The following is a 20628-nucleotide window of genomic DNA, read 5'->3' on the forward strand; positions in this document are numbered from 1 at the left end:
GGGCGCAGTGTGCCGGCGCAGGCTGCGCTCCGGCACGCCGCGCCCAGCCAAGGCCTCAGTCTTCCAGGGTCGCCATCAGGATGCCGATGCGGCAACCCTTTTCGTACTCCGTGAGATTCACATATTCCTTGATGGTATGGATCTCGGCCTGCCCGGCGCCAATGGTGATGGTCGGAACGCCGTGCTTGTCAAACCAGTTGGCGTCGAGGCCGCCATTGGAGAACAGATAGGTCGGCTCGATGCCGAGCAGCTTGAGCGCCTTGGTGGCACGCTTCACGACCGGAGCGTCCTGGCCGAGTTCGAAGGGTGGATAAGCCGGCTTCTGGCTGAACTTCACTTCGGCCGTGTTGCCTTCGTGATCCTTCACCTCGCCCTGCGCCTTGGCAAAGGCCTCCTTGTAGCCGTTCGCGATCTTGGTCGCGAAGGCAGCCTCGGGACTGCGCGCCTCGCCGCGGATATAGACGTAGTCGGTGACGACGTTGGTCGCATCGCCAGCGGCGACCGTGCCGCCCTTGCCGCCGAAAATGCCGACATTGCTGGTGCCGCGGCCGTCGGATTTGACGACCTTGCCGAACCAGCCGTTACGCTGGGCCTCGGCGATCGCGATGGCGCCGACGAGCGTGGCCGAGATGCCCTTTTCCGGCGCGACGCCGGCATGCGAGGCCTTGCCCTTGATCTCGACTTCCCAGTTCTCCTGACCGACTGCGCCGACTAGCAGCTCCGAGGCGAGCTGGCCATCGACATTGATGCACATGGCGGCGCCGCCGAGATCAGCCGGGTTGAGCTCACGGGCACCGTGCAGTCCGCTCTCCTCGCGGACGGTGAACAGCAGGGTGATCGGCGGATGCGGCAGCTTGTGCTTGATCAGCGTCTCGGCAAGCACGACCAGGAGCGCGACGCCGGTGCGGGCATCGCCGCCGAGCGCCGTCGTGCCGTCGGAGACGATGCGATCGCCCTCACGCCGGGGCTTGGCGCCGGCGCAGAGCGGCACCGTGTCGAGATGGGTGGAGAACAGCAGGCGCGGCCCTGGCCGCGTGCCCGGCAGATCGACGAAGAGGTTGCCGGTCTCTGTCGGCACCGGGATGCGCTTGTTGGCATCGTCGAAGCGGATCGCGGAAGCAGGGACCCCGACCTTCTTCAGCGCCTCGCTGACGGCGGCCCCGATCTTGGCTTCCTGACCGGTCACGCCTTCGACCGAGAGGAAATTCATCAGGTGATCGATCGCGCTGGCGACGTCGAGAGGGATTGAGGGACTGCTCATGATGTTCATCCGATCAGGTCAGGGTTGCTTCGTTTCGGGCTGTGCGACCGGCTGTCACAGGCCCCAGGGCAGGCCGAGCATCTTCCAGACCGCGAAGAGTGCCGTCCACAGCACGAAGATCCAGACGACATAGGGCAGCATCAGGGAGACGATTGTGCCGACACCCGCGGTCTTGTCGTATTTCTGGGCGAAGCCCACGACGAGGGCGAAATAGGCGTTGAGCGGGGTGATCGCGTTCATCGGGGAATCGCCGACGCGATAGGCCGCCAGCACCGCTTCCGGCTCGACGCCGAGCTTCATCAGCAGCGGCACGAATACCGGCGCGAAGATCGCCCATTTTGCAATCGCCCCGGTCAGCAGCAGGTCGATGATCGCGACCACGACGATGAAGCCGAGCAGCAGGGGCAGCGCGCCTATATTGGCGGCCTGCAACACGCCGGACAGGCTCAGCGCCATGACCGTGCCCATGTTGGTATAGGTGAAATAAGCGACGAACTGGCTCAGCACGAAGAACAGGAAGATCGTGCCACCCATGCTCTTGATCGATTTCTCGATCGCCGCGATCACCTCCGCCAGTGTGCGCATGGTGCCGGCACCGATGCCGTAGGTCCAGCCGCTCACCAGGAACATCAGCATGATCAGGGCGATCAGCCCGTTCATGAAGGGCGAATTGCCGATCAGTTCGCCAGTTGTCGGGTTGCGCAGCGGCGCTCCCGACGGCAGCGTCAGCAGGCAGAACACCGCGATCAGCGCCAGCATGCCGAAGCCGGCATAGCGCAGGCCGCGCGATTCCTGTTCGGACAGCGAGGCGCCCTGCTCCGTCGCGGTGCCTTCGGCCGCCAGCTTCGGATCGTAGACGCCAAGGCGTGGCGCGATCATCCGGTCGGTGATGAAGGCGATGACGACGGTGAGGAACAGCACCGACGCGATTGAGAACCAGACGTTCGAGGCCAGGCCGATCGAGCGATTGGGGTCGACGAGACGGGCCGCGTCATTGGTGAATTCGACGAGAACCGCATCGAGCGGCTTGATCAGCATATTGACCGTGAAGGCTGCGGCGACGGCAGCGAAACCGAGCGCCAGGCCGGCAAGGGGATGCCGCCCGACCGCCAAATAGGCAACACCTGCGAGCGGGATCAGGACCAGATAGCCGGCGTCCGCTGCGACGCTTGAGATAATGCCGACGAAGGACAGGATATAGGTGAGGGCCCAACCCGGCGAGACGATGACGAGCTTGCGGATGAGCGCGGTGACCAGCCCGGACTCTTCAGCGACACCGGCGCCAATCATCGCGGCGATCATGAGCCCGACGGCCGTGAAGCTCATGAAGTTCGGGATCAGCGACGAATAGATGAAACGAATACCTTCAGCATTCAGCAGGCTGCGGATCGCCGTCGTCGCGGTTTCAACCTTGTGTGTGTCGGGATTGATGCGCTCGAAGGTGACCGCCGCTCCGAAGAGACTGAGCACGGCCGACAGGACCATGACGATCCCGATCAGGATCAGGAAGATGACGACGGGGTGGGGAACCATGTTCCCAACCTTCTCGACACCGTCGAGAAACCTCTGCATCGCGGTCTTTGGCGCGACGTCCCCACTGGACACGGACATGTCTTGCCTCCCCTAAGCCTTGGACTTCCGCCTCACGGGGGCGGTAAGCAGGTAGGCCGCCGGAATCGTTGCCGAGGCGGTCATACCGGCAACTTAATTCCCTGTGCGCCAAGGGCATCGGCACAGAATCCCAAAGCTTGCACCGCCTGTCCCAAAATTGACGGCCAGACGGCCGTGCGACGGCAAGGCATTTCGCAAGCTTGCTGCCGCCGGATCGGTTCTTTATCCTGGCACAGCCGTTCGAGATCCTCCGATCTCCTATTCGCAGATTGGGGACGTCGACGTGATGCCGACGCACGGTAAGGCATGCAAGAGCGATCCGGTAAGCCCGTTACTGCCTGCGATGCCTGGCACGCGCCCGAATCCTGGAGCCCTTTGACCATGGGCCGCCGCCTCGACAGGTTGCGGATGAGTCTGGCGGGACTTGCCGTCGCGTTCGGCCTCAGTGCCTGCGCTTCGGCGCCACGCGGATTGCTTCAACCCGTCGAGCCCGTTGCCGGTACCGACCGCGTGAACATGCTTGCCGCGACGACGCGCGCCCCCTCGGCGGAAGCAGGCGTCCTGTTCAGCGGCGAGCGCGGAGATACGGTCTCGTTCAGCAATATCGTCGTCTCGATCCCGAAGGGTCGGGAGGTCGGCACCATCCAGCTGCCGCGCACGGCTCCCGGGAATGCGGCAACGGATTTTGTGGTCACCTCGACGACACCGGTCGCCAAGGCGGATCTGCCCAAATGGTTCAAGTCGACGGGTGGGCGCAAGCGCCGGGTCTTCGTGTTCGTCCACGGCTTCAACACGCCGTTCGACCGCGCCGTCTTTCGTTTCGCGCAGTTGACCCATGACGCCGATGCCGACGCGTCCCCGGTGCTCTTTTCCTGGCCGTCGCGCGGCCATCTGCTCGACTACAGCCGGGATTTCGACAATGCGTCGTATTCGCGATCGGACCTCGCCTATCTGCTGAAGGCGGCTGCAAGCAGCCCCTCCGTCGGCGAAATCGTCATCCTCGCCCATTCCATGGGGAGTTGGCCGGCCGTCGAGGCCGTCAGGCAGATCGCTCTCGAGCAGGGCGGGGTCCCCCGGAAGATCAACAATCTCATTCTGGCCTCGCCCGATCTCGATGTCGGCGTGTTCCGCCGGCAAGTGGAGGACATGGGCTCCCAGCGTCCGCAGATCACGCTTTTCGTCTCGCAGAACGACAGGGCGCTCCAGCTCTCCCGCTTCATCTCCCGCGGCGCGACCCGCCTCGGCGGAATCGACCTGACGCGCGACGAATATCAGCAGCAGCTCGCGGGGCTATCGGGCATCACAGTGCTCGATCTCAGCGCCATCAATGCCGGAGATCGCATCAATCACGACCTCTTTGCCGCCAGCCCCGATGCGGTCCGCCTCATTGGTGGCCGGTTGCTCCAGGGCCAGGTCATTACCGATTCCGACATTTCTCCGCCGCTGATGGCTGCGGATGCCCTTGGTTCGGCTGCCAGCCTCATCGTTACCGCGCCAATTCGCGTCTTCGACGCAGCGTCCCCGCGCCAGTAGCGAGCCAACTGCCGCAACAGGATCATTCTCTCCGACCCGATAACGACAATTCTCAGCAGTTTATTGCTTGCCATTGCTAACTCAGAGCGTCACAGTTTCTTCACGCCACTGAGAAACATTGACGTCCCGTTGGTACGCGGGGCCAAGATTAACCTAACGCTATCGCGAGGAGAATGCCGTGTCGGCTCTCTCTAGTACCAATTCAGGGATCCCGGGCGGAGCGGTCTTCGTTCAGAATTTCTCGACCAAGGGACTGCCCCCGGAGGATCAGTTCGACGCGTGGCGTTCTCTGCTCTCCGAGACGATCGATCTCCTGCCTACGCCGGACGGACCCGAGCCATTCGAAGCCGAGTTTTCCTCGTGGAGCTTCGGCGACGTCGTCCTGACCAGGACACTCTACGCCGACGCCCCTGCCCGCCATTGGCGGCACAGGCCGCGGTCCTTCATGGATCATTGGTGCGTGGTGCTCGCGCACTCCTGTTCGCCCGAGTGCAACCAGCTTTCCCTGAGGCCGCCGGAGCGGCAAGGCAATCTCAGCTTCCGCTCGCTCGCCATGCCGTTCGAAGGCCAGGCCCAGGACACGGAAGTCCTGACGCTATTCCTGCCCCGGAACTTTTGCCGGGAGGAACTCGTCGATTTCGAGCGGGCGCACGATCTGGAAATCAACCCCGAGCTGGGCGCCCTGCTCACGGGCTACATGGAGAATCTGGCTCGGCAACTGCCACATATCTCGGCGGAGCACGCACAGGGCCTCGCCACCGCGACGCGTTCGCTGGTCGCGGCCTGCATCGCGCCGCGGGTCGAACGCTCCGAGGCTGCGGAGGTACCGCTGACCTCCCTTCTGATCGATCGTGCCCGTCGCGTCGTCCGGCAGAACATGGCCTCCCCCGAGTTTGGTCCCGAGCGGCTGGCACGCCTCATGGCGATGTCCCGCTCCAAGCTTTATCGGCTGTTCGAGAGCACGGGGGGCGTCGCTCATTTCATCAATCGCGAAAGGCTGCGCGAGGCGCATCGCCGGCTCGCGTCGACTCGCGATGTCCTGTCGATCCACGTCATCGGCAATGAAGTGGGCTTCATCGATCATTCGACCTTCAGCCGCGCATTCCGACGTGAGTTCGGCTACAGCCCCACGGAGGCGCGCGAAAGGCACCTGACCAAGATCTCCTCGCTCCCGTCTGACCTTGCCCAGCAGGATGCGGCGCCGGACGGTGCATTGGGAGGGAGTGGGAATGAACGCGCCGCACACAGCCTTGCGGGCTAGCCGAAGAGCATGAGCGTCTCGGCATGAAGGGGGCGACGGGGCGCCTCTCCTTTCTCTATGCGGCCCTTTTCTTCGAGCTCGGCGTCAATCTGCCGTTCTTTCCGCTCTGGCTGCGCGCGCAATCGCTTGGTGACGATGCGATCGGCATCGTGCTTGCCGCACCGCTGCTGACCCGCATCATCGCAAATCCGGTCGTTGGCGTCCTCGCGGACCGGAGCGTGCGCATGACCATCGCGCTGGTCGCCTGCTCCGCGGCTGTCGTCATCGGCACAGGTTTTCTCGCCTTTGCCGCAGGCTTCCTGCCAATCCTGCTGCTGGTGATTGCGATCGCGCTCGCCCAGGGTCCACTGATCGCCCTGACCGATGCCGTAACCCTGCGCAGCCTCGAGGGCTTGCGCTCGGCAGAGCTGCGCTACGGGCGGATTCGCCTGTGGGGCTCGGCGGGCTTTGCGCTCGCCAATCTCTCGGCGGGCTGGATGCTCGACTGGCTGCCGATCTCGTCCATCATCGGAATGTTGCTGCTATCGGCGCTTGCCACAGCGCTGGCCACGGCCGCCGTCGCAACCATTCGCCTGCCGGAGAGATCAGCCCCTTCCGATGAGAGGGACGGGGTGGTGGAAAAGCCGCGTTTGCTGATCCTGACGATTGCCGGCGCAGCACTCGTCCAGGCGAGCCATGCCGCCGTCTACGGCTTCAGCACGTTGCACTGGCAAAGCCTCGGCATTTCCGGGGGTACCATGGGAAGCCTCTGGGCGGCGGGCATCGCGTCCGAGATCACATTCTTCAGCCTGCTCGGATACATCATACGGGGCTCGGCCGGAGCAGGCGTGCTGCTGGCCGCCAGCGGCGCTGTCGCCACATTGCGCTGGGCCGGCATGGCTCTCGACCCGGATATCGCCTTCGTCGTCCTGTTGCAGTTGACCCATGGCCTGACCTTCGGCGCGACGCATCTGGCCAGCATCTTCCTGCTCGCGAAGTTCGCGCCGCGCAGCATGCTGGCCCAGGCTCAGTCCTGGCTTGCCGCCGGATGGGCCGGGGTGATGGCGGCTCTGACGACCCTTGCCGGCTATCTCTACGGCTCGTGGGGGAGCATGTTTATGGCCTGATGGCGATCGCTTCCGGCATCGGCTTCCTCTTGCTGATCCCCGTCGCAGCCAGCTTGAGACGGGAGGATACGGCTCCGCACCAGGGGCCTCCAGACGCCGAGTACCCTGTCCCAAAATTGGGATGACCAGCGCAGAGTTGGGATTCTGAGCTAATCCGCGCTTCCCGGACTGTTGGTAGCGTCCGTCCCTGCCGCCCGAAGAGATTGGCGACGGACCCTTGTCTTGCGCCCGAGGTTCCACGGCCTCTGCCTTGCGGTTGCCAGAGGAAGAACATGATGCTTTTGAATGACTTGCGAGAGAACCCGTTCCGCAGGAATGGCGGGATCGGCGCAAGAATTCCGCAGCGCGCGACGACGGCGGCGTGCCGGGGGCCGCAGGCATGAGCGTGCGTCGCAGCCCTGGTTCCGTCCGGTTTCTGCACGCAGCCGCGTTGACCGTGATTGCACTGACCTCCGCAGCCTGTCAGCGCGAGGCCGACGAAGCTCCGCCGCCCGTGCGGATCGTCCGCACGATCACGGTCGAGGAGCCCCGCCAGGCAGCGGACATCAATTTCACCGGCCATATCGAAGCGCAGGACCAGGCGTCGCTCTCCTTCCGCATCGGTGGCCGGCTGGCGGAGAGAAGCGTCGCGGTCGGCGCCACGGTACGCGAGGGAGAGGTCGTTGCCCGCCTCGACCCCGAGAACGAACTCAACGAACTGCGTTCAGCGCGGGCGGCACTCACCGCTGCTCAGGGCTTTCTGAGAAAGGCCGACAACCAGTTGCAGCGCCAGAGCCATCTGCTCCAGCGCAATGTCACGACGCAGGCTGATTTCGAGGCCGCGGAGCAGGGCCGCACGGCTGCCCGGGCTCAGGTCGACGCCGCACAAGCCCGCGTCAATTCCGCAGAAGATATCGTCGGCTTCACCACCCTGAAGGCCGATGCACCGGGCGTCGTGACCAGGATCGGCGCGGAGCCGGGTGAGGTCGTCGCGGCTGGCCGGATGATCGTGCAACTCGCGCGGCGCGAGGGGCGCGACGCTGTCTTCGAAGTGCCTGCCGCATTGATGCGCAGCCTGCCGACCGATGCGCGCGTGTATGTCGCGCTCGCCGGCGATCCCGGCACCACCGTCAGGGGCCGGGTGCGCGAGGTCTCGCCCCAGGCCGACCCGGTGACACGGACCTTCCGGGTCAGGGTCGGTCTCTCAGATCCTCCGCAGTCCTACCGGCTCGGGACCGCGGTCCTGGGCACGATCCGTGGCAGCGAAGCCTCCGCCATTGCCATTCCGTCGACAGCGCTGGTGCGGCGTGCGCAGGACACCGGAGCCTGGGTCGTCGATCCCAAGACTCTGACCGTGTCGCTGCGCAAGCTCGACATTCTCGGCGCCGACCCCGCGACGGCCCTGATCGGCAAGGGCCTGGCACTCGGCGATGTCATTGTCACGGCCGGCGCGAGCCTTTTGCAGGAAGGCCAGCATGTGCGGCTGACCGGGACGGAAACACGATGAGCTTCAACCTCTCGGAATGGGCCCTGAAGAACCGCTCGGTCGTGATCTATCTGATGATCGTCGCCGTCGCGGCCGGCGTGCTCGCCTTCGTGCGGCTCGGCCGCAATGAAGACCCCTCCTTCGTCATCAAGTCGATGGTCGTCTCGGCCGCCTGGCCGGGCGCGACCATGGAAGACACGCTGACGCAGATCACCGAGCGGCTCGAGCGCCAGCTCGAGGAAACGCCCGGCCTCGATTTTGTCCGGAGCTTCACGACTCCCGGCGTGACGACGATCTTCGTCAACCTGAAGCAGTCGGTTCCGGCGCGCCAGGTGCAGGACACCTGGTACCGGGTCCGCAATCTCGTCGGAGACATCCGCCACACCTTGCCCCAGGGAGCGGTTGGGCCGTTCTTCAACGATCGCTTCGGCGACACATTTGGCATCATCTATGGCTTCACGGCCGATGGCTTCACCAGCCGAGAGCTGCGCGACCATGTCGAAGCGGCCCGTTCGCGCCTGCTCCTCGTGCCAGATGTCTCCAAGATCGAGATCATCGGCGCCCAGGACGAGCGCATCTTCGTCGAATTCTCCGTCAGGGAACTCGCCAATCTCGGCATCGATCGCTCCACCCTACTCGGCGCCCTGCAGAGCCAGAACGTCGTGCGCCCCGCCGGCATCATCCAGACCGAGGACGAGAAGGTCTCGCTGCGCGTCTCGGGCGCCTTCCAGTCTGAAGCCGATCTGCTGAACGTCAACTTCCCCGTCGGCGATCGCATGGTTCGCCTCGCGGACATCGCCACCGTACGCCGCGGTCAGGCCGACCCGCCTCAGCCGATGTTCCGCGTCAATGGACAGGAAGCGATCGGGCTGGGCATCGCGATGCGCGATGGCGGTGACATCCTGGCGCTCGGCAAGAACATCCAGAAGGCGATGGCAACGATCACCGCCAATCTGCCGCTCGGCATCGAACCGCGGCTGGTCGCCGATCAAGCTGTGACGGTGGATCACGCGATCGACGATTTCATGACCTCACTCTGGCAGTCGATCGCGATCATCATGGCTGTGAGCTTCATCAGCCTGGGCGTGCGCCCCGGCCTTGTCGTTGCGCTGTCCATTCCGCTGACGCTCGCGGTGGTCTTCGCCGTGATGCTCGTCGCCGGCATCGACATGCAGCGGATTTCGCTCGGTGCGCTGATCATCGCGCTCGCCCTGCTCGTCGACGACGCCATGACGACGACCGATGCGATGGTGACGCGTCTTGCCGCGGGCGAGGAGAAGGCGAAGGCGGCGACCTACGCCTTCAAGAAATATGCGATGGCGATGCTTGCCGGAACCCTGGTGACAATCGCCGGCTTCGTGCCGATCGGCTTTGCGGCCAGTTCGGCCGGCGAGTACACCTTCACCCTCTTCGCCGTGGTCAGCATCGCCCTGGTGGTGTCCTGGTTCGTGGCGGTGATCTTCGCGCCCGTGCTTGGCGTCGCGATGCTGAAGGCGCCGGATCCGGCATCCAGCAATGCCGGCCCCGGCAAGGTCGAGCGGACATTCCGGCAGCTCCTGTCCGGGGCCATCAAGCTGCGCTGGGCGACCATCGCAGTGACGCTCGCATTGTTCGTCGCCTCCCTGCTCGCCCTGCCCCTCGTACCGCGCCAGTTCTTCCCTGCCTCCGACCGGCCCGAGCTTCTGGTCGATCTGACTTTGCCGCAGAACGCCTCGATCTACGCAAGCGAACAGCTCGCGACCCGGTTCGACGCGGCACTGAAGGGCAACCCGGATGTGGATCGCTGGAGCACCTATGTCGGGCGTGGCGCGATCCGCTTCTATCTGCCGCTCAATGCGCAACTGCCCAACGACTTCTTCAGCCAGGCCGTCATCGTCGCCAAGGACGTGCCGGCTCGCGAGCGCCTGCAGGCCAAGCTGGAAGGGCTCCTGGCCAAGGAGTTTCCGAACGTCGTCGCACGCGTCTATCCGCTCGAACTCGGCCCGCCGGTCGGCTGGCCCGTACAGTACCGCGTCAGCGGGCCGGACATTGCCGAAGTGCGCTCGATCGCGATGAAGCTGGCGCAGGTCGTCGCGACCAGCCCCAAGACCGAACAGATCAATTTCGACTGGATCGAGCCCTCCCGCGAGCTGCGCCTGCGCGTCGATCAGGATGAGGCGCGCCGCCTCGGCCTGAGTTCGCAAGCGCTTGCGGCGATCCTGAACACCGTCGTTTCCGGCACCGTCGTGACCCAGGTGCGCGACGATATCTATCTCGTCAACGTCGTTGTGCGGGCCCAGGATGCCGACCGCGTCTCGCTGGATACGTTGCGGACCATGCAGGTCGCGTTGCCCGGTGGACGCTCGGTGCCGGTGTCGCAGTTCGTCACGTTCAGCTACGGGTTGGATACGCCGCTGATCTGGCGGCGCGACCGGGTTCCGAACCTGACAGTCGCCGCGGACGTCAAGCCCGGAACGCTGCCGGAGACCGTCGTCTCCGCCTTGCAGCCCTCGATCGACGAGCTACGGAAGACGCTGTCGCCCGCCTACAGCATCGCCGTCGGAGGAACCGTCGAGGAAAGCGCCAAGTCGCAATCCTCGGTCATCGCCGTCGTGCCGGTCATGCTGCTGATCATGTTCACCGTGCTGATGGCCCAGCTGCGGAGCTTCAGGCTCTTCGCCATCGTGCTCAGCATCGCCCCTCTCGGCCTCATCGGCGTGGTCAGCGCGCTGCTCGTGTCGGGCAAGCCACTGGGTTTCGTCGCCCTGCTCGGCATCCTGGCGCTGATCGGCATCATCACCAAGAACGCGGTGATCCTGGTCGGTCAGATCGAGGCGGAGCGGGCCAGCGGCAAGAGTGTCGTCGAGGCGGCACTCGACGCCAGCAGCACGCGCTTCCGGCCGATCATGCTGACGGCCGTCTCGACCGTGCTCGGCATGATCCCGATCGCCCCAACCGTGTTCTGGGGCCCGATGGCCTTCGCCATCATGGGCGGCCTGCTGGTCGCGACCGTCCTGACCCTCATCCTGCTGCCCGTGCTCTATGTCACCGTCTTCGGCGCAAGCTCACCGACACCGAGCAAGACGAATGCCCGGGCGACGGCCGCTGCGGGAGTTTCTTCGCGATGAGACCGATCTCAGCCATCCGGTTCCAGCCCTCGGCCACGCGCATTCTCCGCGCCGCTGCCGTCTCGATGCTCGTCCTGGCGCTGGCTGCTTGCCAGAACCAGGGGGCCGCCCCTTCCGAAGGCCGTCCCGTCCGGGTGGTCAAGGTCGAGGCCGGCAAACTCGCCAACGACATCAAGCTGAGCGGCGAGATTCAGGCGGAGAAGAATGTCGGGCTTGGCTTCCGCATCGGCGGCCGAGTCGCCGAGCGGCCGGTCAATGTCGGAGATCGCGTGGCCGCCGGGCAGATCGTCGCCCGCCTTGACCCCTCGCTCGAACGCAACGCGCTGACGGCCGCCAAGGCAGCGCTCGAAGCGGCCCGCGGCGAAGTGAACACGGCGCGCAACACGTTCGAGCGTCAGGAACGGCTGATGGCGCAGGGCTTCACCACCCGGCCTCGTTTCGATCAGTCGCTCAAGGCGCAAGAGGCCGCACAGGCCCAGCTCGAGAACGCCGAAGCACAAGTCGAGCTGGCACAGGATCGGCTCGGCTTCACCGAATTGCGGGCAGGCGTCTCGGGCGTCGTGACAGCGCGCAGCATCGAGCCAGGCGAGGTCGTGCAGGCCGGGCAAGTCGTGCTGCAACTGGCGCGTGAAGACGGCCGTGACGCGGTCTTCAACGTTCCCGCCAGACTGCTGGAGACGCTGCACGGCGACATTCCGATCCGGGTCACTCTCGCCGAGGCTCCGACAGTCAGTGCATTCGGTCGTATCCGCGAAGTGGCGCCGCAGGCCGACCCCGTGACCCGTACTTTTGCGGTCAGGATCGGCCTGATCGACCCGCCGGAGGAGATGAGGCTGGGATCAACCGTGGTCGGGACCATGGAGCTCACCTCGGCCTCCATCGTCGCCGTTCCGGCCAGCGCCGTGACCCAGCAAGGCCTGTCGCCGGCGGTCTGGATCGTCGACCCCGTGAAATCGACGGTCTCGCTGCGCAATATCGATATCCTGCGCTTCGACCCAGGGCTCGTTATCGTCTCGCAGGGACTGGAGCCCGGCGAGGTGATTGTCTCCGGCGGCATTCAGACGTTGCACCCGGGCCAACGCGTGCAGCCGCTTCCCGCGACGGGTGAGGCCGGCCGCACCGCGGCCGCGGCTCCGCCGCCGGGAAGCCCGGTGCTTCCGCCTTCATGACGACCTTTCTCCGCCGCCGCAAGCGGGCCCCTGCAACCAGAGAACGTCCCGGCGGGATCACACCATTCACCAAGGCGATGCCATGATGTCCTCCTGGAGACATTCTATGGAGATCATCCCCGCGGTCGGCGAGGCCGAGAGACTCAGAACCGAACTCCTCGTCGTCGGCGTCTTCAGCGGCGGCGCATTGACCGGATCAGCGCGGCGTCTCGACGAACGGACCGCTGGCAAGCTTTCCGCGATCGTCGGGCGCGGTGAACTCGGCGAGGCGCCCGGCGCAACCTTGCTGATCCATCATCTGCCGGGCTCCGTCGCGGCCCGCATCCTGCTCGTCAGCCTCGGCAAGCCCGATGCCTTTTCCGACCGCGCTTATCTGCGGGCTCTTTCGGCGACGGCAAGGATCATCGCGGAAAGCGTCGCGTCCGAAGCGGTCATAGCCCTGGCAGAGCACGAGGTGCCCAAGCGCAGCTTGAACTGGCAGGTTCAACAGGCCGCGCAAATTCTGGCCGATGGCGGATACGTCTTCGTCCTGCCCGGAACCCATCCTCATGGCCAGAAGGCGCGTGTCGGCCCGGTACGCAGCATCATGCTGCTCGTTCCGCAAACCCTCACGTCGGAGATCGTCGGTGCCCTGCGTCAGGGCATCGCGGTCGCCGAAGGCGTCGCTCTGGCCAAGGATCTCGGCAATCTGCCGGGCAATATCTGCACCCCCGCCTACCTCGCCAGCACGGCGAAGGAGATGGGGAGGGAGTTCGGCTTCAATGTCGAAGTCCTGGAGCGCGAGGATCTCGAAGCGCTCGGCATGGGCGCCTTTCTCGTCGTCGGCAGGGGCTCAGCCAATCCCTGCAAGCTGATCGTGATGCAGTCCAACGGGCGCAAAGCCAGGAGCAGACCGATCGTTCTCCTCGGAAAGGGCATGACCTTCGATATCGGAGGCACGCCACTGACCCCGGGAGCCGACCCCGACGAAATGAAATTCAACATGAGCGGCGCCGGCAGCGTTCTGGGCGTGATGCGCACGGTCGCCCGACTGGAGTTGCCCATCAACGTCGTCGGACTGATCGCCGCGGCCGAGAACATGCCGGGCGGCAGCGCCAGCCGCCCCGGCGACATCGTCACCTCGATGTCGGGCCAGACCATCGAGATCCGGACTCACGAGGCCGAAGGGCGGCTGCTGCTTTGCGATGCCCTGACCTATGCCGAGCGCTTTTCGCCGGCCTGCGTCATCGATATCGCGACCCTGACCGAGGCTTGCGTCGTGGCGCTGGGCTCGCATGCGAGTGGCCTCTTCGCCAATGATGAGGCACTCGCGGCGGAGCTTCTGCGCTGCGGAGGCGTGTCGGGGGATCGCGTCTGGCAGCTCCCGATCTGGGACGATTATTTCGGCCAGCTCGGCAGCAACTTTGCCGATACCAGCAACTTCGGCGGGCGGGCGGCCAGCGCGATCACCGCCGCCTGCTTCCTGGCCCGCTTCGCCAGGGCCTATCCCTGGGCCCATCTCGACATTGCCGGCACCGCATCGATTTCGGGCACGACCAAGGCTTCGACCGGCCGGCCTGTGCCGCTGCTCGCCGAATTCCTCATCGGCCGCGCCGCGGAAGCGGCGTCGCCGAATGGCCTTTCCCTCCCCTCCCCCTCAGCAATGGAGTTGCACTCATGAGCGATCTGGTTTTCATCGCCTTCCCGACCGAACAACAGGCCGAAGAGGTTCGTCAGAAAGTCCTGTCCCTCCAGCGCGAATATTTGATCGAGCTCGGCGACGCGGTCGTCGTCGTCAAGGACGAGAAGGGGCATGTGAAACTCAACCAGATGATGAACTTGACGGCGGCCGGAGCCGCATCGGGCGCCTTGTGGGGCACCTTGATCGGATTCATCTTCCTGGCACCGCTGCTGGGGACGGCTCTCGGCGCCGCCTCAGGCGCATTGGGCGGAAAGCTCAGCGATGTCGGCATCAACGACAAGTTCATGAAGGACGCGGCCAGCGCGTTGCAGCCCAACACCGCGGGGCTTTTCCTGCTGATCCGCAAGATGACCACCGACAAGGTCCTCGCCGATCTGAAGGGCGTCGGCGGCACGCTGATAAGCACCTCCTTCGACGAGACGAAGGAGGCTGCGCTGCGTGAAGCGCTGGCCGCCAGCGCCAGCGCCGAAGTGGCTCCTCCGGCCGCCACATGACGCAGGACTGGGGCGCCGGAGCGGGAGCAGAATGGGCCCAGTGGGCTATCGCGACGGCGCGCCTCGACGATTTCCGTCCCCTGCTGCCGGCGGAAGAGGAGGTCGTCGCCAAGCTTCTCAGCGGTAACTTCGACCGCCTGGGAGACGGCTCGCGCCCGGAGAAACCCGACCCGGCGCGGGTCATCCGGGCGCCGTTCCTGCGCTTTCTCATGCTGGGCGGTGAGGAGGGCTGCCGCCCCCATGAAAAGGGCGTCAGGATCAGCGGCGCCTGGATCACCGATGTTCTCGATCTCGAAGCCTGTCGTGTCTTCCGCGACATCGGCCTGAACGATTGCCATTTCGAGGCCGCGCCGATCCTCCGGGCAGCAATCATCAACCGCCTGTTCCTCGACGGTTCCTCCCTTCCGGGCCTCCAGGCCGAGCGGCTCGAGGCCCGCGGCGGCGTCTATTTGCGCGGCGCCGAGGTCACTGGCGAGGTCGATCTCGTTCAGTCGCGTCTCGGCGGCAATCTTGAATGCGATGGCGCCACCATTCGCGCACCGAGCGGCTATGCGCTGCTCGCCCCGAGCCTGGAGGCACGCAACGTCCTGCTGCGGGGAGCGACGCTGCGCGGCGGGATCAACCTGTCCGGCGCGGTGCTGGCCGCCGATCTCGATTGCGCCGGCGCCGTCGTCACCCGCACCGACGGCATCGCAATCGATGCGAATGAAATCGAGAACCGCGGCAGCGTCGTGCTGCGTAGCGCGCGCATAGAGGGCGAGATCCGGCTGATCGCCTCCCAGATCGGCGGCGACATCGACTGCTCAGGCGCGGTTCTCGGCGCCCCCGGCCAGACTGCTCTGGAAATGAGCCGCAGTGCGATCAAGGGCGCGTTCTTCCTGCGCCGGGATGCGCAGGTGAACGGCGCGATGGTTCTCACAGGCGCTTCGATCGGGACCATCCATGACGAGGCGGCCTGCTGGCCCAAGCAGGGCGACCTTCTCCTGAATCGCTGCCGCTACGGCGCCTTCATCGACGGACCGGTCGATGCCGCGAGCCGGCTCGACTGGTTGGGGCGACAGGCGCCAGAGCGCTGGGGTGAGGATTTCTGGCCCCAACCCTATGAGCAACTGGCTTCCGTCTTCCGCGAGATGGGACATGGCGAGGATGCTCGCGCCGTGCTTGTCGTCAAGGAGCGACTGCAACGCCAGGCCCGGCGCAAGCGGGCAGCCAATCCCGTGCTGCGCGGGCTTCTGACCGCCGCCGACGGTGTGCTTGGAATCACCCTTGCTTATGGTCGTCAGCCACTGCTGGCCTTCGTCTGGCTCCTGTTCTTCTGGTTTCTGGGCGTTGCCATCTTCGGTTATGCCGAGCATCGGGGAGCCGTGATGCCAAATAGCGCCGTGGTGCTGCGTGCGCCGGAATGGACCCTGTGCGGCATCGAGAGATCCGAACAGCGCTCGCTGATCGCCACCCAGCAGACGAGCGGTCTGGCCGAGCCCGGGCAGACCCAGCTCGCCTGCTTCCGCCAGCGCTGGGAGGCCTCGAGCTACCCGGCCTTCAGCCCCTGGATGTACTCGCTCGATACGCTGCTGCCTGTGCTCGACATGGGGCAGAGAACCTTCTGGCGGCCCAACCCGTCCAAGCCGGGTGGTCGCATCGCCATCAACTATTTCTACTTCCAGTCGATCGTCGGCTGGGCCTTGAGCCTGCTGGCGGTTGCCGGCTTTTCGGGATTGGTGAAGTCGCCGTGACCCGGCCGGCTCGCCCCGCATTCAGGATGGGAAAGACGTGAGCAAAGCCCCGACAACGGCGCGCGCGCCCCGCAGCGGCGACGACAGCGCCAAGGACAATCGCACCAAGCGCGAGCCCCTCGCCATCGACCTGGCGCTTCAGGGTGGCGGAGCCCACGGCGCCTTCACCTGGGGCGTGCTGTGCCGGATCCTCGAGGAGGACTGGCTCGAGATCGAGGCGATCTCGGGAACCTCGGCCGGCGCGATGAATGCGGCCGTGCTGGCCTCCGGCTATGCCAAGGGCGGCCGCGCTGGCGCACGCGAGGCACTGGAGCTGTTCTGGCGAAAAGTCTCGGAAGCGGCGCGCTTCAGCCCGTTCCAGCGCAGCCCGCTGGACATCCTGCTCGGGCGCTGGACACTCGACAACTCGCCGCTCTTCGTCGCCATGGACATGATGTCGAGGGTGGTCTCTCCCTACAGCCTGAATCCGAGCGGCTCGAACCCGCTCAGCGATATCCTCGCCGAGGTTATCGATTTCGGCAGCCTGGCGACGAGCCCGATCAAGCTCTTCATCACCGCCACCAATGTGCGCACAGGCCGGGGGCGGGTGTTCCGCAATGCCGAGATCACGCCCGACGTGCTGCTGGCCTCCGCCTGCCTGCCGACCCTGTTCCAGGCCGTCGAGATCGACGGCGAGAGCTACTGGGACGGCGGCTATTCCGGCAATCCGACGATGACGCCGCTGATCAAGCACAGCGATGCGCTGGACACCATCCTGGTCCAGATCAATCCGGTCGAACGACCGGAGACACCGCGTACGGCGCGCGACATCCTCAACCGGCTAAATGAGGTGTCGTTCAACGCAGTGCTGCTGAAGGAATTGCGGATGATGGCCCTGCTGCGGCAGAAGGCCAATCCCGAGAGCGGCGAGGGCGCGCGCTGGGCCCGCATGCGCCTTCACCGCATCACCAGCGACGCCATGACCGAGCTTGGCTACTCCTCCAAGCTCAATGCCGAATGGGAGTTCCTGACCATGCTCCACAACGAGGGAAGGCGCTCGGCAGAGTCCTTCTATCGGGAGCATCGGGACGACATCGGCAAGACCTCGACGCTCGATCTCGACGAGTTGACCGAAGGCATCTGAGAATAGCGGCCGCATTTGCCGCGCGCCTCAGCACCGACCTCCCGACACCAGGCCTCACCAGGAATGCAGATGACCACCGGCAAGATCTATCAAGGCGCCCTGATTCTGATTGCGACGATCACGGCGGTCGCCGCGTTGTCGATCGCCAGCTCGGTCTTCGCGCCGGTCGCCTTCGCGCTCTTCATCATCGCGCTCGTCTGGCCGCTTCAGAAGAGCCTGCAGGTCTTCCTGCCCCGCTTGCTCGCGCTCGCGATCAGCGTCGTGGTCATGGTCGTCGCCTTCTTCGCCTTCGGGTCCCTGATCGTCTGGGCCTTCGGCCGCGTCGGCCGCTGGATCGTCAGCGACGCGGCACGCTTCCAGTCCTTCTACGACCAGATCACGGTCTGGCTGGAAGGGCATGGCGTAGCCGTGGCCGGCGTCTGGTCGGAGAACTTCAATGTCAGCTGGATGCTGCGCACCGCCCAGACCATCACCGGCCGCCTCAACAGCACAATGAGCTTCTGGCTCGTCGTCCTCGTCTACGTCATCCTCGGCCTGCTGGAAGTCGACGATTTCGGGCGCAAGGTGCGCACCATGCGCAACAGCGAGACCGGCCAGGTTCTGCTGCAGGGCAGCACAGAGACCGCCAGCAAGATCCGCCGCTACATGGTGGTCAGAACCCTGATGAGCCTCATCACCGGCCTGCTCGTCTGGGCTTTTGCCAAGGCTGTCGGACTTCAGCTTGCGGAGGAATGGGGCTTCATCGCCTTTTCCCTGAACTACATTCCTTTCCTGGGCCCGCTCGTCGCCACGGTTTTCCCGACCCTGTTTGCGATGACGCAGTTCGGATCCTGGCAGGCGGTGATCGCGGTCTTTGCCTGCCTCAACCTGATCCAGTTCATCGTCGGCAGCTATATCGAACCACGCGTCGCCGGCAGCGCGCTCTCGATCTCTCCCGCGACCGTACTGTTCTCCGTGTTCTTCTGGAGCTATCTCTGGGGCGTCTTCGGCGCCTTCATCGGCGTTCCGATCACGATCGCATTCCTGACCTTCTGCGCCCAGCATCCATCGAGCCTATGGCTCGCGGAGCTCTTCGGCTCGCCGGAAAAGGATGCGCCTGCGGTCCCGATCGACGCAGCCGTCAAGAGCTGAGGCCGGCGTCCGGCCTGGGCGCGACCTCGATCCGCTGCGGCGCGAGCAGGGCAAGTCCGCCATCCGCAGCGGCTGCCAGCGTGTGGATATAGAAGCCGGTTGCCTCGTCATCGGTCGCCTCCATCACGGGAGACGGCGCCGAGACGATCTTCAGCGGACCGCAGCGCCCGATCCAGTCGACATGGCGGTGGCCGTGCATCGCGACGAGCCGGTGCGACATCGGCTTGAGCTGGCGCACGAACCGGCTGCCATTGATCAACGCCGTGCCGATGCGCTCCGAGAAGGCCTTGGCCGGCTTCGGATATTCCACGGGATGGTGATGCAGCGCGATGACCCAGCGCGCCTTCGGATATTGGCGCAGGATCGCGAGCATCGCTCGGATGTCCTCTTCCGAGACGAGGCCCAGCGCATTGGTGAAGGAGAAATGCGTTTCGGCGTTCGAGTTCAGGAGCACGAGCCCTAGCCCGTCCTCTCCCGCCGGTGGCAGCACCATCGGGAAGATATCGTCCCAGATATTGGCCAGCCCGGCCGAGAGGCGCAGCGAGCCGGCATCGGCGAAGGCGGCGATCGTCTTTCGATGGGGCTCCAGCGCCGCCGACAAGGTGCTGCCCAGCCCTGTCCGGTCCTGGTCGACGACCCGGACCCGGTCTCCCTGGATGGCGGCCATGGCCGACAGAGTCCGCATCTGTCTCAGGCGTTTTCCGGGGCTCGTCGGCAATTCCAACCGCGCCGGATTCGCGCGATCCACGATGTTCACGTCGTGGTTGCCGGGAAGGATGAAGCTCCGTTCGGCCAGCGCGGGATGCCGCGCCATCGCGTCCAGGAATTCCGCCCATTCCGCCGATCTACCCGCATCCGTCATGTCACCGGTGATCAGAATGAAGTCGAGCGGTTCCTGGGCATGGATCTCGTCCAGTCTCTCGAGAACCTGGGCAAGCCGCTCATTGCCACGCGGGCCGGCGCGTCCGCTTTCGATCCGAAAACCATAGCGCTCCCCCACGACATGGATGTCGGAGAGATGCACGACCCGCCATTTGCGCGCTGACGGCGGCGCCTCATCATAGGCTCCAAGATCGCGCGGCTGATCCATCAACCCATCGGCAAGGCCCCAGGCCAGCGAAGCAACGGCGAGATATCCGCTCATGACGGTCACCGTATTGGCAAGCGCGGGAACGACCAGTCGCAAGGGATTGGCCAGATCGGCGATCTCGCCGGACCAACGTGTCGCTGGCCAGGCGAACGCGGCAATGCCGGCAGCGATGAAGAAGGCAGCAAGGCCAGCGCCAATGGCGGTCGCGGCCCGCAGGCCCGCGCGCTTGTCCTCGCTGGCCTGCGCCGTGAGGAAGCGTTCCGCCAGATGCCGGAGCCCCTCGCGGCACAGGGCATAGCCCGGCTGGACGGCAAGTGAGTTCAGCGACCAGAAACTGCGCTCGGCAGCACGAAACAACGGCCTGAAACCGAACCAGCCAAGAGCCGCGATCAGCACCAGGAGAATGAGCGGCCCAATTCCTGCCAGCGCGTAGATCCGGCCCGACATCGAGCTGAACCAGGCCGTGGCGACAAGCGGGGCAAGTCCGAGCAGGAAGCCTGGCAAGAGCGCGAGGATGACCCAGGCCAGCGCAAGCTTGGGCAGGTTGATTTCCCCCAGCATGCTTCCGGCAATGGCAATCAGGGAGCGCTTCTTGGTGCTGCTGGCGTCGTCCTCTGCGTCACCGGCTCGCGGTTCGATGATCATCGGCATGGTCAGTTACGATCCAGGGAAACTGTGCTCGCCGGGGCAGATCGGCGTCGAATGGTCATGCCTTGCCCCACGGCAACATCAGGATGCACACAACTCAGTTGCCTCGAAGGACATAGCGTTGATGCCCGCGTCATGCACGCGTTCAGGGCCAAACTTTCATGCCCAAACCGAGAATGGGACGCCGAGCACAGAAGTGAGACACGGGGCTGATG

At 65.2% G+C, this 20628-nt stretch carries 14 protein-coding genes; 11 read left to right on the plus strand and 3 right to left on the minus strand.

The window, feature by feature from the left end:
- Positions 1 to 55: 55 nt before the first annotated feature.
- Positions 56 to 1261, minus strand: a complete 1206-nt coding sequence (locus tag BIWAKO_RS07955) for a M20/M25/M40 family metallo-hydrolase (protein WP_371331875.1) — start codon at positions 1259 to 1261, stop codon at positions 56 to 58.
- Positions 1262 to 1315: 54 nt separating this feature from the next.
- Positions 1316 to 2872: an AbgT family transporter gene (locus BIWAKO_RS07960; RefSeq protein ID WP_141740017.1), complete on the minus strand. Its 1557-nt coding sequence runs from the start codon at positions 2870 to 2872 to the stop codon at positions 1316 to 1318.
- Between the two features lie 381 nt (positions 2873 to 3253).
- Here BIWAKO_RS07960 and BIWAKO_RS07965 point away from each other — a divergent pair, with 381 nt between their 5' ends.
- From BIWAKO_RS07965 to BIWAKO_RS08015, 11 genes are all read left to right on the plus strand, one after another.
- Positions 3254 to 4405 (plus strand): alpha/beta hydrolase, encoded by a 1152-nt coding sequence (locus BIWAKO_RS07965; protein WP_244523376.1) that lies wholly within the window; start codon positions 3254 to 3256, stop codon positions 4403 to 4405.
- Between the two features lie 178 nt (positions 4406 to 4583).
- On the plus strand, positions 4584 to 5666 hold the full coding sequence (locus BIWAKO_RS07970) for a helix-turn-helix transcriptional regulator (protein ID WP_069878152.1): 1083 nt from the start codon (positions 4584 to 4586) through the stop codon (positions 5664 to 5666).
- A 23-nt stretch (positions 5667 to 5689) separates the two neighbouring features.
- Complete coding sequence (locus tag BIWAKO_RS07975; RefSeq protein WP_069878154.1) at positions 5690 to 6772, plus strand: MFS transporter; 1083 nt, start codon at positions 5690 to 5692, stop codon at positions 6770 to 6772.
- Positions 6773 to 7151: 379 nt separating this feature from the next.
- Positions 7152 to 8258, plus strand: a complete 1107-nt coding sequence (locus tag BIWAKO_RS07980; protein ID WP_069882271.1) for an efflux RND transporter periplasmic adaptor subunit — start codon at positions 7152 to 7154, stop codon at positions 8256 to 8258.
- On the plus strand, positions 8255 to 11344 hold the full coding sequence (locus BIWAKO_RS07985; RefSeq protein WP_069878156.1) for an efflux RND transporter permease subunit: 3090 nt from the start codon (positions 8255 to 8257) through the stop codon (positions 11342 to 11344). The genes BIWAKO_RS07980 and BIWAKO_RS07985 overlap by 4 nt, the downstream gene beginning before the upstream one ends.
- Positions 11341 to 12513: an efflux RND transporter periplasmic adaptor subunit gene (locus BIWAKO_RS07990; protein ID WP_084651216.1), complete on the plus strand. Its 1173-nt coding sequence runs from the start codon at positions 11341 to 11343 to the stop codon at positions 12511 to 12513. Before BIWAKO_RS07985 ends, BIWAKO_RS07990 begins: the two co-directional genes overlap by 4 nt.
- A 106-nt stretch (positions 12514 to 12619) precedes the next feature.
- On the plus strand, positions 12620 to 14173 hold the full coding sequence (locus BIWAKO_RS07995) for a leucyl aminopeptidase (RefSeq protein ID WP_069878157.1): 1554 nt from the start codon (positions 12620 to 12622) through the stop codon (positions 14171 to 14173).
- Positions 14170 to 14688 carry a DUF1269 domain-containing protein gene (locus BIWAKO_RS08000; RefSeq protein WP_069878159.1) on the plus strand — a complete coding sequence of 173 codons (519 nt, stop codon included), beginning with the start codon at positions 14170 to 14172 and terminating at the stop codon, positions 14686 to 14688. The genes BIWAKO_RS07995 and BIWAKO_RS08000 overlap by 4 nt, the downstream gene beginning before the upstream one ends.
- A complete protein-coding gene (locus BIWAKO_RS08005; RefSeq protein WP_069878161.1) occupies positions 14685 to 16421 on the plus strand; it encodes a hypothetical protein in 1737 nt (578 codons plus the stop codon). The genes BIWAKO_RS08000 and BIWAKO_RS08005 overlap by 4 nt, the downstream gene beginning before the upstream one ends.
- A 124-nt stretch (positions 16422 to 16545) precedes the next feature.
- Positions 16546 to 17544, plus strand: coding sequence for a patatin-like phospholipase family protein (locus tag BIWAKO_RS08010; RefSeq protein WP_069882273.1), 999 nt, complete (start codon positions 16546 to 16548; stop codon positions 17542 to 17544).
- Positions 17545 to 17607: 63 nt separating this feature from the next.
- Positions 17608 to 18675 carry an AI-2E family transporter gene (locus BIWAKO_RS08015; protein WP_371331877.1) on the plus strand — a complete coding sequence of 356 codons (1068 nt, stop codon included), beginning with the start codon at positions 17608 to 17610 and terminating at the stop codon, positions 18673 to 18675.
- Here the strand turns inward: BIWAKO_RS08015 and BIWAKO_RS08020 are convergent.
- A complete protein-coding gene (locus BIWAKO_RS08020) occupies positions 18665 to 20416 on the minus strand; it encodes a metallophosphoesterase family protein (protein WP_069878163.1) in 1752 nt (583 codons plus the stop codon). The two genes, BIWAKO_RS08015 and BIWAKO_RS08020, sit on opposite strands and share 11 nt — an antisense overlap.
- Between the last annotated feature and the right edge of the window lie 212 nt (positions 20417 to 20628).

It is taken from the genome of Bosea sp. BIWAKO-01, from assembly GCF_001748145.1.
Taxonomy (GTDB): Bacteria; Pseudomonadota; Alphaproteobacteria; order Rhizobiales; family Beijerinckiaceae; genus Allobosea.